10 protein-coding genes and 1 other annotated feature are annotated in these 15,464 nt (G+C 55.8%); of the genes, 9 read left to right on the plus strand and 1 reads right to left on the minus strand.

Features of this window, described 5'->3' with window-relative positions:
- Positions 1–14: 14 nt before the first annotated feature.
- The 6 genes from BN3795_RS11910 (at position 15) to leuS (ending at position 10,072) form a co-directional block, all read left to right on the plus strand.
- Positions 15–896, plus strand: coding sequence for a carbohydrate ABC transporter permease (locus BN3795_RS11910; RefSeq protein WP_068784879.1), 882 nt, complete (start codon positions 15–17; stop codon positions 894–896).
- Positions 896–1,720: a carbohydrate ABC transporter permease gene (locus BN3795_RS11915; RefSeq protein ID WP_068784880.1), complete on the plus strand. Its 825-nt coding sequence runs from the start codon at positions 896–898 to the stop codon at positions 1,718–1,720. Before BN3795_RS11910 ends, BN3795_RS11915 begins: the two co-directional genes overlap by 1 nt.
- Positions 1,720–3,216 carry a glycoside hydrolase family 32 protein gene (locus BN3795_RS11920; protein ID WP_068784881.1) on the plus strand — a complete coding sequence of 499 codons (1,497 nt, stop codon included), beginning with the start codon at positions 1,720–1,722 and terminating at the stop codon, positions 3,214–3,216. The genes BN3795_RS11915 and BN3795_RS11920 overlap by 1 nt, the downstream gene beginning before the upstream one ends.
- A 48-nt stretch (positions 3,217–3,264) precedes the next feature.
- Positions 3,265–4,959: an alpha-glucosidase gene (locus BN3795_RS11925; protein WP_068784882.1), complete on the plus strand. Its 1,695-nt coding sequence runs from the start codon at positions 3,265–3,267 to the stop codon at positions 4,957–4,959.
- Positions 4,960–7,227, plus strand: a complete 2,268-nt coding sequence (locus BN3795_RS11930) for a glycoside hydrolase family 3 C-terminal domain-containing protein (protein ID WP_068784883.1) — start codon at positions 4,960–4,962, stop codon at positions 7,225–7,227.
- A gap of 94 nt (positions 7,228–7,321) precedes the next feature.
- Positions 7,322–7,539, plus strand: a binding site (T-box leader).
- 91 nt (positions 7,540–7,630) lie between these two features.
- Positions 7,631–10,072 (plus strand): leucine--tRNA ligase, encoded by a 2,442-nt coding sequence (gene leuS, locus BN3795_RS11935; RefSeq protein ID WP_068784884.1) that lies wholly within the window; start codon positions 7,631–7,633, stop codon positions 10,070–10,072.
- 31 nt (positions 10,073–10,103) lie between these two features.
- Here the strand turns inward: leuS and comER are convergent, their stop codons facing one another.
- The gene (gene comER, locus BN3795_RS11940; protein WP_068784885.1) at positions 10,104–11,039 is read right to left on the minus strand and encodes a late competence protein ComER; all 936 of its coding nucleotides are present in this window, start codon (positions 11,037–11,039) and stop codon (positions 10,104–10,106) included.
- A gap of 214 nt (positions 11,040–11,253) precedes the next feature.
- Between comER and BN3795_RS11945 the strand changes: the two genes are divergently transcribed.
- From BN3795_RS11945 to BN3795_RS11955, 3 genes are all read left to right on the plus strand, one after another.
- Entirely contained in the window at positions 11,254–11,847 is a 594-nt protein-coding gene (locus BN3795_RS11945; RefSeq protein WP_068784886.1) for a ComEA family DNA-binding protein, read from the plus strand.
- A gap of 42 nt (positions 11,848–11,889) precedes the next feature.
- On the plus strand, positions 11,890–12,408 hold the full coding sequence (locus BN3795_RS11950; RefSeq protein WP_068784887.1) for a deoxycytidylate deaminase: 519 nt from the start codon (positions 11,890–11,892) through the stop codon (positions 12,406–12,408).
- 110 nt (positions 12,409–12,518) lie between these two features.
- Entirely contained in the window at positions 12,519–15,329 is a 2,811-nt protein-coding gene (locus BN3795_RS11955) for a ComEC/Rec2 family competence protein (protein ID WP_068784888.1), read from the plus strand.
- Positions 15,330–15,464: the final 135 nt, after the last annotated feature.

A 15,464-nucleotide genomic window follows, 5' to 3' on the forward strand; every position in this document is an offset into this window, starting at 1 on the left:
GGTCATCCCAAAATATGTATAACGAAAAAACTTGGATTGGTAAGTGGAAAGTGTTTGGGTTGTTTGCCGCCTTGCCGTTGTTTGTGTTTACTACCGTCATCGTTCTGCCTTTTCTGGCCGGATTGTTCATGACGCTGACGAATTGGCAAGGAACCGGCAGCTTTGAATTTACAGGGTTAAGCAATTATGTATCTGCGTTGCAGGATTCCGTGTTTTGGAACTCCATGTGGCTGACAGTTCGGTATGTCTTTTTTACATTGGTTCTGACGAATGTAATCGGGTTTGCCCTTGCCTTGCTGGTCACCAGCGGACTTCGCAGCCAGAACTTTTTCCGCGCCGGATTTTTTACGCCGAACCTCATTGGCGGGATCATCCTAGGGTTTGTCTGGCAGTTTATTTTCACCAAGGTGCTTGTGTATGTGGGGAGCGAGCTTCATCTTGGCATCTTCTCCTCGTCCTGGCTCGCCGATCCCGGCACCGCCTTCTGGTCGCTGGTCGTGGTTGGCGTCTGGCAGAATGCGGGGTACATGATGCTGATCTATATTGCCGGATTGACCGGCATTTCCGAGTCGCTTACCGAAGCGGCCAATCTGGACGGTGCCAGCTACTGGAAACAACTGACGCGGATCCGCATCCCTTTGATGGTTCCATCCTTTACGATCAGTTTGTTCCTGACGCTGCAGCGCAGCTTTATGGTTTACGATACTAACCTGTCCCTTACCAAAGGCGGACCGTTCCGTTCCACGGAAATGATCGCTATGCACGTGTATAACGAGGCGTTTGTCTATCAAAAATACGGTCCCGGTCAAGCCAAGGCGTTCATATTGTTCTTGATTGTCGCCGCGATCGCCATCCTTCAGGTTAGAGCGATGAAAAAGGTGGAGGTGGAAGCTTGATGAGCGGCAAAGCCGGGAAAAAACTGCTGTTGTTTATCGTAAGCGCACTGACGCTCGTATTGTTTATTTTTCCGCTGTTGATGATTTTTGTGAACTCGTTGAAACCCCGCTTGGATATCGTCCGCGATCCGCTGAGTTTGCCGGGAAGTCTGAGTTTCGGCAACTACAAAGAGGCCTTTGAAACGATGAATTTCTCGCATGCGTTGCTCAATTCGGTGATCGTTACGGTTCTTTCCGTGGGGCTCATTCTTATCTTCTCGTCCATGCTCGCCTATTTTCTCGTGCGTTGGAAATGGAAGATCAACAATTACATTTTGATGATTCTGGTTTCGTCCATGATCATCCCGTTTCAAGCGGTCATGATCCCTTTCGTTTCGATTTACGGTGACCTGAACATGTTGAACAGCAAATGGTGGTTGGCTTATTTCTACCTTGGCTTCGGACTTGCGATGGCCACCTTCATGTACCACGGTTTCGTCAAAGGGGTTCCGAAGGAGCTGGAAGAAGCGGCATTGATCGACGGGGCGGGGAAATTGCGAGTGTTTGCCCAAGTCGTATTTCCGATCTTAAAGCCGATCTCGACGACGCTGGCGATTCTGGACGTATTGTGGATCTGGAACGACTTCCTGCTGCCGTCGCTGGTGCTGATCTCGGAAGACGACCGCACCTTGCCGTTGTCCACGTTTTATTTCTTCGGAAAATACACGTCGGATTACGGAGTCGCGATGGCGGCGCTGGTATTGTCGATGATTCCGGTCATTATCTTCTATCTCTTCATGCAAAAACAAATTATTCGAGGCGTCGTTGAAGGAGCAGTTAAATAATGTCATATGAATCAACGGATTTATCGAACGCGATCGCCGGGGCGGAAGCGTATCAGCAGCGGGTAAAGCCCATTGCTGAAGAGAGCCGGTGGAAACCGAAATACCACCTCTCCGCGCCGGCGAATTGGTTGAGCGATCCGAACGGATTTTGCCTTTACAAGGGAGAACATCATTTGTTTTATCAGCACCATCCTTACGCTCCCAAATGGGGGAATATGTTCTGGGGACACCTGAAAAGCCGGGACTTGGTGCATTGGCAGCATTTGCCCATCGCTTTAGCTCCGGATGAGGAATACGACAAGGATGGATGTTTCTCCGGCAGCGCGATTGAAAAAGACGGCAAGCTGTATTTGCTTTATACCGGAAATGTCTGGACCGGATCGGACTGGACCCGAGATCTGCTTCAAGTGCAATGCGGGGCGGTTAGCGAGGATGGGGTCAACTTCGTCAAGCTGTCGCAAAATCCGCTGATCCAAACGGCTCCCGCAGGGGATATACACCCTTATCATTTCAGGGATCCCAAAGTGTGGAGACAAGGCGATACTTATTATATGGTGCTGGGCTCGCGCAGCCTCGGCGACCGGGGGCAGGCCTTGTTGTATCAGTCCGCCGATTTGCTGAATTGGAAGTTTGTCCGTATTTTGGCGCAAGGCGATGAGCGTTTGGGATTTATGTGGGAGTGTCCGGATCTGTTCGCCTTGGGCGACAAGCATATCCTCATCGTTTCGCCGGAGGGCATGAAGCCCGAGGGCGATCTGTACCTTAACAAAAGCCAATCGGGTTATATGGTTGGACATTTTGATGAAGTACGGGGCTTATTCGAGCATGGCGATTTTCATCTGCTGGATTATGGATTTAATTTTTATGCGCCGCAAACTACGTTGGATGATCAGGGGAGACGTGTTATGGTCGGCTGGATGTCCTCTTGGGATGAGGATAAGCCTGAAGCGGCGCACCAATGGGCCGGAACGATGACGCTCCCGCGGCTGTTGACGCTTAAGGGAGAGAAGCTGTACAGCACCCCTTTGCCCGAGTTGGAGAAATTGCGGCGGGAGCATGTCGGCTATGCCGGCATTACGCTGGAGAATGAAATTGCGCTGTCCGGGGTTTATGGCAGCAGTGTGGAATTGGAAATCGCCGTTCGCGCAGACGCGGATTCGGTTTTTGGCCTGAAGTTCGGCTGCAGCCGGGACGGTGCGGAGGAAACGGTATTAACCTTTATCGGGCCGGAAGGAAACCTGGTTCTGGACCGGACCCGTTCCGGAGAAGGAGTGGGGGGAGTTCGCAAGGCCCCGGTGCACCTGCAAGACGGCAGGCTGATTCTGCGCGTATTTATCGACCGGTCCTGCGCTGAGATCTTCGTCAATAACGGAGAACAAGTCATGAGCGCCAGATTTTATCCGGGGGAAGCTTCCGACGGAATCGTCTTTTTCGGCGATGGCTCGGCCGTGTTGGAGAAGCTGGACAAATGGGAAATCGACAGCTGTTGGCTGTAGAAAATACATGGAATCATCTCTAATTTCATTGATTTGATGGAGGTTGCGATGAGAGAACAAAAACGGCAGTGGTGGAAGGAAAGCGTGGCGTACCAAATTTACCCGCGCAGCTTCCAGGACTCAAATGGAGACGGGATCGGGGATTTGCGCGGCATTATTCAGCGTCTTGATTATTTGCAATACCTGGGGATTGATTTGCTGTGGCTGAGCCCGGTTTACGATTCGCCGAATGACGACAACGGCTATGATATCCGCGATTATCACCGTATTTTGGCCGAGTACGGAACGATGGAGGATATGGACGAATTGCTGGAAGAAGCGCGCAAGCGGGGAATCCGGCTGGTGATGGATTTGGTCGCCAACCATACTTCGGACGAGCATGCCTGGTTTATCGAGTCTCGTTCCTCCAAGGACAATCCGAAGCGGGACTGGTATATTTGGCGGCCGGGCCGGGACGGAAAAGAACCGACCAACTGGGAATGCGGATTCGGCGGGTCGGCTTGGGAGTACGACGAGCAGAGCGGCGAATATTATCTTCACTGTTTCTCGGCCAAACAGCCCGATTTGAATTGGGAAAATGAGCAGGTACGGCGGGAAATCTACGCTATGATCGACTGGTGGATGGACAAGGGGATCGCAGGCTTCCGCGTGGACGCGATTACGTATATTAAGAAAAACCCTGCTTATCCGCAGCTTGAACCCGAAAACGGACGGGCTTACGCCGCGATCGAACAAGCTAGCCTGAACCAGGAGGGAATCCTCGATTTTCTCCGTGAGATGAAGCAGGAGGTCCTGGAACCGAGAGGGGCGATTACGGTCGCGGAAGCTCCGGGAGTCCCCCTCTCGCAAATCCCTGATTTCGTAGATGAGACCGACGGCGTATTTACGATGCTGTTCCAGTTTAACCATGTGGACTTAGACATCAAGCCCGGCGGCAAAGCGGAATTCATCGACTGGGATATGAAAAAATTCAAGGACGCTTTGTCCTTGTGGCAAAGGGAATCTAACAAGCACGGGTGGATGGGGTTGTTCCTGGAAAATCATGACCACGTCCGCTCGGTGTCCAAATTCGGCAACGACGGGGCGTACCGCGAGGTATCGGCCAAAATGCTGGCGGCGTATTATTTTTTGATGCGCGGTACGCCGTTTATTTATCAGGGGCAGGAGATCGGCATGACCAATTGCCGCTTCGACTCGATTCACGAATACCGCGACATCGGCAGTATCAATCTGTTTCGCGATGAGACGGCGAAGGGACGTTCGGCGGAAGAGATCATGGATTACCTCGGCAGACGCAGCCGCGATCAGGGGCGGACGCCGATGCAGTGGAACGCGGAAGCGGAGGGCGGCTTTACGTCCGGGAAGCCGTGGATCAAAGTGAATCCCAATCACACAACGATCAACGTCGAAGAGAATATGAAGAACGGAGATTCCGTCCTGCAGTTCTACCGTCGCCTCATCGCGCTCAGACGGGAGCATCCGGCTCTGGTTTACGGCTATTATGAAGATCTTTGCATGGAATCTGCGGAGATCGGGGCGTACCGGCGCATTTACGAGGATGAACTTTTTGTTGTCATCTGTAATTTTACCGATCACCCCGTAGCGCTGAAAGAACTGGAGGAAATTACCTTCGGCGGCGAACGGGTTTTATCCAATTATGAAGAACAGGAGCAAGGCGTATTGCAGCCGTACGAAGCTTCGGTTTTGAGATGGCCGGCCGGAACGGGAGGACATAGATCATAAATGGAACCCAAGATCGAGGAAATCATCGCGCAACTGTCATTGGAAGAAAAGGCAAGCCTCTGCTCGGGCCAGGATTTCTGGCGGCTGAAGGAGATTGAGCGTTTGGGTATTCCTTCAATTCGAGTGGCCGACGGGCCGCACGGTTTGCGCAAGGAAGTGGAGAACGCGGATTATTTGGTGGCTGGCCAGAGCGTACCGGCCACTTGTTTCCCCTCCGCCGCAGGGTTGGCCTGTTCTTGGGACCGCTCGCTGATCCGGGAAATGGGGGCGGCGCTAGGCAAGGAAAGCCAGGCGGCGGGCGTATCGGTGCTGCTGGGGCCTGGCGCTAACATAAAGCGCAGTCCGCTCTGCGGCAGAAACTTTGAATATTTCTCGGAGGACCCTTATTTGTCCGCGGAAATGGCGGCCAGCCATATTCAAGGGGTACAAAGCCAAGGAGTAGGAACCTCGCTGAAGCACTTTGCCCTCAATAACCAGGAGCATCGCAAAATGACGGTGGATGCGGTCGCGGACGAACGGACGCTGCGGGAGATTTACCTGGCCAGCTTTGAAGGCGCGGTAAAGGCAGGCCGCCCGTGGACCGTAATGACCGCTTACAATCGGGTAAATGGGGAATACTGCGCCGAGAACAAGACGTTGCTTACCGACATTCTGCGGGAAGAATGGGGATTTGATGGCGTCGTCGTCTCCGATTGGGGGGCGGTCAACGAGCGGGTCGCCGGGCTGCGGGCCGGACTCGATCTGGAGATGCCGTTCAGCCTTGGTGAAGGCGACGCGAAAATCGTGCAAGCCGTGCGCAACGGCGAACTGGACGAAGCGGTGCTGGATCGAGCGGTGAAGGCGCTGCTGGAGCTGGCGTTCAAGGGGCATGCGGCCAAGCGGGAGCAAGCTTCCTTCGATGTGGCGGAGCATCATGAATTAGCCCGGAGGATTGCCCGTGAGAGCATGGTACTGCTCAGGAACGAACAAGGAATACTTCCGCTCTCCAAGTCGGCAAACCTCGCCGTTATCGGCGGCTTTGCGCGGCAGCCGAGATATCAGGGTGGGGGCAGCTCGCATATTGTGCCGACCCGGCTGGATGATATTTATGAAGAGATCGGCCGTAAGGTAGAGAACCCGGCGCAACTCAACTATGCGCAAGGCTACCGGCTGGACGATGACGAGGTGGATGCCGCTTTGCTTGCGGAAGCGGTGGAAACGGCCAAGACGGCGGACGTCGCCGTGATTTTTGCCGGTTTGCCGGATCGCTATGAAACGGAAGGATATGACCGCAAGCATCTGCGCTTACCGGATAATCATATCCGTCTGATTGAGGAAGTAGCCCGCGTTCAGCGTAATTTGGTCGTTGTCCTCAGCAATGGCTCACCGGTGGAAATGCCTTGGATCGGCCATACCCAGGCCGTGCTGGAAGCCTATTTGGGCGGACAGGCGAGTGGCGGCGCGTTGGCCGATCTGCTGTTCGGCGACGCTAATCCATGCGGCAAGCTGGCCGAGACCTTCCCGGCGGCTTTGGAGCACAACCCGTCCCATCTCTTCTTTCCGGGGGAGAACGACCGGACCGAATATCGAGAAGGAATATTCGTTGGTTACCGGTACTATGACGCCAAAGCGCTTGAGCCGCTGTTCCCGTTTGGTCACGGGCTGAGCTATACCCGGTTCGAATACAGCGATTTGATCCTGGGCGATTCCCGAATCCGGGAGGATGAGACCTTAACGGTCAGCGTACGGGTGAAAAATACCGGCGGAGTCACCGGCAAGGAGATCGTACAGCTGTACGTAGGCGATCGGGAATCTAGCGTTGCCCGTCCGCCCCGGGAACTGAAGGCTTTTGAGAAGATCGAACTGGAGCCGGGGGAAGAGAAGACGGTAGCCTTCGAGCTGAAACGAAGAGCATTCGCCTACTATGATACCGAGCTGGGGGACTGGCACGTCGAGAGCGGTGTGTTCGATATTCTGATCGGTCGTTCGTCCCGGGACATCGCGGCCGAAGCATCGGTTTATGTCGAGAGCACGGCTAAGAGAGAGCGTCGGTTTACGCGGAATTCGACCTTAGGCGACCTGCTTGCCGGAGGAAAGCTTGACCGGTTGACGCTGGAGTTGATGGAGCAATTTAAAGCGAACAGCGGTATTTTTCCGGAGGACAAACCTGCGGATATCGCCGAGGCGGATCTGCATTTCTTGCCGCTGCGGGCGCTTGTCTCGCTTAGCAAGGGCGGTCTCCGGGAAAGAGACATGGAGACACTTCTAAACCGGGTTAATCGCAGTTGATTCGGCGGCGGATCTTTGCTCGACTGGAGCGAAGGTCCGCCGTTGACTTTAGGGCGGCGAATTGGATATAATGATTGATGATCCAATTCTATATTGTGGAACTTTGAAGAGGAATAGTAATTTGGATTCCGCCATCCAGAGAGCCGGCGTTGGGTGCAAGCCGGTTGGGGAATGCAGACGAACTCGCCTTGGAGTTATGATGCCTCAAATCATCATCGTTTTGCCCGCGTTAAGGGTGCAAAGGGAGCTAGGACAAAGCATGTCCGATGCTAACTAGGGTGGTACCACGGGAAATTTCCTCTCGTCCCTAGCGATTATACGCTATGGGTCGGGAGGTTTTTTAATTTACAAGGTTGTTTATTGTATTAGAAAATAATGCGTTGTTCAAGGAGGATTTTGAATTATGGCGGACCACAACGTGCCCCATGACGTTTACCGGGCCCAAGCCATCGAACCGAAATGGCAGGCTTACTGGGATGAGCACCACACTTTCAAAACGCGGGAGGAATCGGGCAAGCCCAAGTTTTATGCGCTCGACATGTTCCCTTATCCCTCGGGGGCGGGTCTTCACGTAGGCCATCCGGAAGGTTATACGGCCACGGATATCGTCTCCCGCTTTAAACGGATGCGCGGGTATAACGTGCTCCATCCGATGGGCTGGGATGCCTTCGGGTTGCCGGCGGAGCAGCATGCGCTTGATACGGGCGAGCATCCGCGCGACATCACGGTGAAGAATATCAACAATTTCCGGCGCCAGATCAAGTCGCTGGGCTTCTCCTATGATTGGGACCGCGAGATCAGCACGACCGATCCGGACTATTATAAATGGACGCAGTGGATTTTCATCCAGCTGTATAAGAAAGGTCTGGCGTATGTGGCCGAGGTTCCCGTGAACTGGTGTCCGGCGCTGGGGACGGTCCTGGCGAACGAGGAGGTCATCGACGGCAAGAGCGAGCGCGGCGGGCATCCGGTCATCCGTAAACCGATGCGCCAGTGGGTGCTGAAGATCACCGAATACGCCGAGCGGCTGCTTGAGGATCTGGAGGAGCTGGACTGGTCGGAAAGCATCAAGGACATGCAGCGCAACTGGATCGGGAAATCCGAAGGGGCCGAGGTGGTGTTCGACATCGAAGGCCATGACGCCTCGCTGACCGTCTTTACGACGCGCCCGGATACGCTGTTTGGGGCTACTTATGCGGTGCTTGCGCCGGAGCATGAGCTGGTCCAGACGATTACGTCGGCCGCACAGCGTGAAGCAGTTCAAGCTTATCAGGACCAAGCCGCACGCAAAAGCGATTTGGAACGCACCGATCTGGCGAAGGAGAAGACCGGGGTCTTTACCGGTGCTTATGCGATCAATCCGGTGAACGACGCGAAGCTGCCGATCTGGATTGCCGACTACGTGCTGGCGGGTTACGGTACCGGCGCGATTATGGCCGTACCGGGTCATGACGAGCGCGACTACGAGTTCGCGAAGCAGTTCGATCTGCCGATTATCGAGGTGGTCGAAGGAGGCGATCTCGCGAAGGAGGCGTACACTGGCGACGGAGCGCATGTGAACTCCGGTTTCCTGAACGGGCTGGGCAAGGAGGAAGGCATCAAGAAGATGATCTCCTGGTTGGAGGAGAACGGCAAAGGCCGCGGCAAAGTCACCTACCGTCTGCGCGACTGGCTGTTCAGCCGCCAGCGCTATTGGGGCGAGCCGATCCCTATCTTGCACCTGGAGGACGGTACCATGAAGCCGGTACCGGAAGATCAACTGCCGCTTGTCCTGCCGGAGGTTGACGCGATTAAGCCGTCGGGTACCGGAGAGTCGCCGCTCGCGAACGTTACCGAGTGGGTGAATACGGTCGATCCGGAAACGGGGAAGCCGGCTCGCCGCGAGACGAATACGATGCCGCAGTGGGCCGGCAGTTGCTGGTATTACCTGCGTTATATCGATCCGCATAACGACAAGGAACTGTGCTCGAAGGAGAAGCAGCAGGAATGGCTTCCGGTCGATCTGTACATCGGCGGGGCCGAGCATGCGGTGCTTCACCTGCTTTACGCCCGGTTCTGGCATAAGGTGCTGTATGATCTTGGGGTAGTCTCGACCAAGGAACCGTTCCACAAGCTGGTCAACCAAGGGATGATTCTCGGCACCAACAATGAGAAGATGAGTAAATCCCGCGGCAACGTCATCAATCCGGACGAAATCGTAAACGAATACGGCGCGGACACGCTGCGGGTCTATGAAATGTTCATGGGACCGCTGGAGGCGACCAAACCTTGGAACGCCAGCGGCGTAGAGGGCATTCATCGCTTCCTATCCCGTGTATGGCGTCTGTTTGTCGCCGAGGATGGCAGCTTGAATCCGAAAATCTCGGCGGATGGCGGCAGTGACGAATTTAAGCGTACCTGGCATAAGACGATTAAGAAAGTCACGGAGGATTTTGAGAACCTGCGATTTAACACGGCGATCAGCCAGTTGATGATCTTCGTCAACGAAGCCTACAAAACGGACATCGTGCCGAAAGCGGCCGCAGAAAACTTCGTACAGCTGCTCTCCCCGCTGGCCCCCCATTTGGCGGAAGAGCTGTGGGAACGCCTCGGCCACGCGGATACGATTACGTACGAAGCCTGGCCGGCCTATGAAGAGGCTTGGACGGTGGAAGCCGAAGTCGAAATCGTCGTGCAGGTTAACGGGAAAATTGTTGAACGCACGAAGATCTCCAAGGATTTGGACCAGGCCGCGATGCAGGAACACAGCTTAAGCCTGCCGAACGTACAGCAGGCTGTGGCTGGAAAGACGATCCGTAAAGTGGTTGCCGTTCCAGGTAAGCTGGTCAATATCGTCGTGGGATAAATTTTTTTGCGCAAGCTTGGGGAGTTCGGGATCAGGAACTGGGAGTTGCCCCCGAACCGTCCGGCGGTTTGATGCCGGCACGGGGGCGCTCACCTTCCAAACCCGCCGTCAACGGCCCTATGGATGACGAGGAAGCGGCCGGAATACCTGGATGAAACAGCGCGTGCAGCTTGCTGATATCTTCATCGTATTTGCGGTGCGTCGTTTCGATCAGGCGGTTAAATACGCCGCGCAGACCGGATTCGAGCACGGCGATGCCTTCGGCGGTGACTCCGCCGGGGACGGCCACCCGCTCGATGAGTTCATCCGGATTGAGGCCGCCGCCCGTCAGCAGTTTACCGGTGCCCAGCAGCATTTCCGAGCCAAGCTCAATCGCCTCGGCATAACCGATGCCCGTCAGCTCGGCGGCCGATTCCGCCCAGAGCTGAAGCATATATGCGATAAAAGCCGGCCCGCAGCTGGATAAATCGGAAGCGATCCGGGTTTCGCTCTCTTTGAGGTTCATCGGCAGGCTGATCGAAGACATTAGCTGTTCCAGCAGCAGACGGTCCTCGGGGCGGATTCGCTTCCCGTAGATACAGAGCGAAGCGCCGCTGTGAACGGAATGGGTGATGCTGGGAATGATCTTGGCGATTTTGGAAGGCAGGGCGTCTTCCAACGTTTCAATCTGGACGGGGCTGGTGATGGACACGACGATCTGCTTCTCGTCGAGCACGTCCCGGATTTCCGCAATCACTTCAGGGTAATCCAGGGGTTTAATGCACAAGAAGACAATTTTGCTTCCTTGCGCGGCTTCGGCATTGCTGCCGTACGCCTGCAGTCCGGGATGGCGCTGAACCAGCCACTTGATTTTGTAGGGAGAGCGGTTGCTGGCACAAATGTTCTGCGGGAGCAGCGCGCCGGAACGCAAAAAAGCATCGATGAGCAGGCTTCCCATGGATCCGGTTCCGATGAAGGCAACTTTCATCCGGCTTCCCCTTTCCGTGCTTAACGCACTGTCTTGTTCAAACGATAAGGTGGATCGTATTCGTTCACGATTCATAAACGGTTAGTTTTACGTAAGCGGGAACCTACTTCTGCCGTTTCTACTTCACCTGTATAAATATGTATGCAGCTTGATTGGATCTTCATGACTATAAGCGGATTCTTTTAAGAGGTTTGATAGGGGAGTGGGTTACAAAATGCGGAAGGAACTCGTATGGACGGCAATGGTATCGGCGACGATCGGCGCCGGGTTGATGCTGCTGGCAACAGGGGGGCGGCCCCCTGCCGGGATCGAAGGCTGGACGCCGGTGAACGCCCAAGTGGAAGCGGCGCTGGCCCAGGAAGGCCGGGGCGGTGCGGTAAGTGAAACTCCTGGCTCCGCAGAGCGCGGCGGCGGCGAAAGCCCTTCGCAGCCGGCAACTGCGGGTGCGGAGGAGGCGGGCACAACCGCCGCGGCCGCGGAGCGCTCGGCTGGGGGAACCGGCAGCGACTCGGCAGCAACAGCTGCCACCGCGGGGAACCCCGGGCTTGGCGCCGGGTCTGAGGGAGCGAGCGAGGCCGCGCCTTCTGCGGCTGGAGCAGGTAAATCCGCCGAGGCCGGACGGATCAGCATCAATCGCGCCGGACTGGCCGAGCTGCAGGAGATCCCTGGAATCGGCGAGAAGAAAGCGCAGGCAATCCTCGATTACCGCAATGCGCACGGCGCGTTCGCTTCAATCGAAGATTTGACCCTGGTGAAAGGCATCGGGGACAAATTGCTGGAGAAGATGAAGCCCTACGTCGGGTTGTAAACCTTGTGTGATCGAAAGAGGACGGGCGAGGGGGAGAATGGGATGAATCCGGATCAACGCAAAGACTGGGACACGTATTTCATGGATATCGCTTATATGGTATCGACGCGGTCGCGCTGTAACCGCCGCCATGTCGGCGCTGTGCTGGTGCAGGGGAAGAAGCTGCTTGGAACGGCTTATAACGGAGCCCCTTCCGGCGTGCCGGACTGCTCGGAAGCCGGCTGTATGATCGCGGAAGAATACGAACTTGTGATCGATGACGGCCAGGAGAAAATGGTGAAGAAGCAGCGCTGCGTCCGCACCATTCATGCGGAGCAGAACCTGCTTCTGTTCACGGACCGGATCGACCGGGAAGGCTCCAGCGTCTACGTGACGGACGAGCCGTGTTGGACTTGTGCGAACATGCTGGCCAACAGCGGAATCACGGAGATCGTGTTCCACCGACCGTATCCGAAGGATACCGGCAAGGTGACGGCCATGATGGCGCAGAAGGGGATCGCCTTCCGTCGATTGGAAGGCTACCAGCCGCCGCAGGAAACGATTGCTCACGTGGAGGAGTAACAAGATTAAGCGATAGCGCTATTGAATGTGGAAGCACCTCATTCGCCTATAGGCGGGTGGGGTGTTTTTGTTTTGGATATCTTTTGCGGACCCAAGGAGGGGATTGAAAGTTGAATCGCAGACCGTTAACCGCAATCGCCTGCGGCTGGATCGCCGGCAGCGGACTGGCGGCGGCAGGCCTTGCCGGCTGGCGTTATGGATTGTTTTGGCTGGGATTATCGCTGACTTGCGCGAGTGTTGCCCTGCTCCGGCGTCAATCATGGCGGAGTTTGGTTTTGGTATGGCTGGCCTTCTCGCTTGGCGGAGGATATTGGTTCTATCACGAGGCAAATAATGAAAGCCGGATTGCTCCGATAGTGGCGGCTGCGGAAGCAGGGGCGGATGATCGGGATCGGGCCGACGGTCCGCGAGCGTCGGGGACAAGCCGTGGGGAGGCAAAGACATCGCCTAAGGATGGGCCAACCGTTCGTCTGGAGGGAATGATCGTGTCGGCGGTGAAGGTCGATGGCGATCGGGCGGATTTTACGCTGAAGGCAAACCGGATCTCGCTGCTCACCGGAGCAGACCCGCAGGTCATGCAGGAGATTCCCGGCGGAGAAAAGGTCGCCGTCCAGCTGCGGCTAGCTGCACAAGGTGAACAACAAGTCGCGGCCTCGTGGCAGCGCGGCCTTAAGATTACGCTTCATGCAACATTGGAAGCGCCGCAGCCAGCCCGCAATTTCGGCGCGTTTGATTATCGCCGGTATCTCCACCTGCAGCGAATTCACTGGCTGGCAAAGGCGGCAGGCGCCTCCGCTCTGCAACCGGGAACGCCAACTCACGGGATCGCCGCAGCTATGGGATATGTGGATTCCTTGCGCGATCGCCTGGGACAGCGGATTGAACAGCTGTTTCCGGGCTGGCAGGCTGGTTATATGAAAGGGTTGCTGATCGGTTTACAAGATGAGCTGGACCCGGACAAATACGCAGAGTTTACCCAGCTTGGGCTTACGCATATTTTAGCTATCTCCGGCAGCCATGTGGCGATTAACATCGCGCTGGTATTGGGGCTGCTTCGCCTGTGCCGAGTGACCCGCGAGACCGCAACCACCGTTGCGTTCGCTTTCGTTCCGGCGTATATGCTGCTTACCGGGTTCTCCCCGTCGGTCATTCGTTCCGGGGTAATGACGATGCTGGGGTTGTATTTGCTGAGGCGCGGGCTGCTCAAGGACAGCCTTAATGTATTGGCGGCCACCGCGATGCTCATGTTGCTTTGGGATCCGTATTATTTGCTGAACGTCAGCTTCCAGCTCTCGTTTGCCGTAACGGCGGGGCTAATCGTGTTTGTGCCTCTCCTGGCGCCATACTTTCGGTGGCTGCCGGGGAAGGTCGGGAATGCAGTAGCGATCACATTGGCGGCACAGCTGGTATCTTTTCCGCTGTCCATCGTCTATTTCAACCAGTTCTCCCTTCTGTCTATCCCGGCCAATTTGCTGCTTGTCCCGATCATCGGCACGCTGGCGCTGCCCTCGGGGACAGGGGCTTTGCTGCTGAGCTTGCTGTCGGTTCGGTTAGGTTCATGGGCGGCCGTACCCGTACGGTGGTTGAATACAGCAACGTTCGAAGCAACAAGCTGGCTGAGCGCGCGCAGCGGCATGATGACGTATTGGAAATCGCCCTCATTGCTTTGGATCGCGGCTTTCTATGCGGGGTGCTTCCTAGTGCTCTTTTGGGGAAAAAGACGTGAGCGCATCGCCGCGGCTCTGCTGGCTGCGGCGCGGCAAGACGATGACACGGTTCCGTTAGCCCCGGTGAGAGAAGCGGCCTCCGTTTCCATTGGTGCGTACGGTTGGCGTCAGCCCAATCCTTCGATGCAGCAAACCGTCCTCGGGCAGTTGGGTTGGAAAGGGTTCGCCGGGTTTTGGAATGCGCTGGTCCCACACCTTAGCGCAGCCGGGCTTATCCGGCGAGTATGGGCAGGACGATTGGAGCTTCTGCGTTTTGCCGCAGCAGCGGGGCTGGTGTTATTGCTGATATCCGGCTATGCGCCCGCCTACGCCAAAGGTACGGGCTACATTGAGTTCCTCGATGTCGGCCAAGGGGACTGTGCTCTGATTACCACTCCTTCGGGCAAGCATGTGCTGGTGGACGGCGGCGGCACGGTGTCGTTCCGCAAAGCGAAGGATGCCTGGCGGGAGCGACGCGAGCCTTTTGAGGTGGGGGCTAAAACGGTTGTTCCGCTGCTTAAGAAGCGGGGGATCCACCGCTTGGATCTCGTGGTGTTGACGCATGGCGATCAGGACCATATCGGCGGACTGCAGGCGGTGCTGGATACATTCCCGGTTGAGGCGCTGCTGATCAACGGCAGCCTGGCGAAGTCGAAGACGATGGCTCGGTTGATGGAGACGGCGCTTGTTCGGCACATTCCGGTGTATTCTGCAAGCCGCGGCATGAAGCTGCAACCGGACAGGACTACCCTCCTTGAGGTGCTGTATCCGCTGACGGGAACGGAGCAGATTGGCGGGACTCCCTTTGTGAAAGAACAAAACCACCGTTCTATCGTATTTCGGTTGGATATGGAGAAAGCTTCTTTCTTGTTCACGGGTGATATGGATGAGTTGGCGGAGCGGGAGGTGCTCGAACTGGAAAAATCAGCCGTTAATAGGGCAGGAGCAGGATCGCTGCAGGAACCTTCGGTAGATGTGATGAAAGTTGCCCATCATGGCAGCAAAACCTCTACCTCCGCGGCTTGGTTGGCTTACTGGCATCCGGCGGCGGCACTGATATCCGTAGGTGCATCGAATACCTACGGCCACCCGCACCCCACAGTCATGGACCGTTTGAATAGACAAAAGGTTCGAGTCTATCGAACAGACACGCAAGGTGAAGTTCAGATGAGAGTCCGCAGCGGGAACATCGAGGTCAGATCCCTATGGCTGTAAAGCCTGATAAAATAGGCCCTTACCTGAATTCGGCAGGATGACGGGGCCTGTTTTTTTTGGTATTCTTAGGTGAGATTGAAACGACTCTGCACGAGAAAAACTTTTATTTAAAAAATAGTAACAACATTGCAACAT

The organism is Paenibacillus phocaeensis (assembly GCF_900021165.1).
Taxonomy (GTDB): domain Bacteria; phylum Bacillota; class Bacilli; order Paenibacillales; family Paenibacillaceae; genus Fontibacillus; species Fontibacillus phocaensis.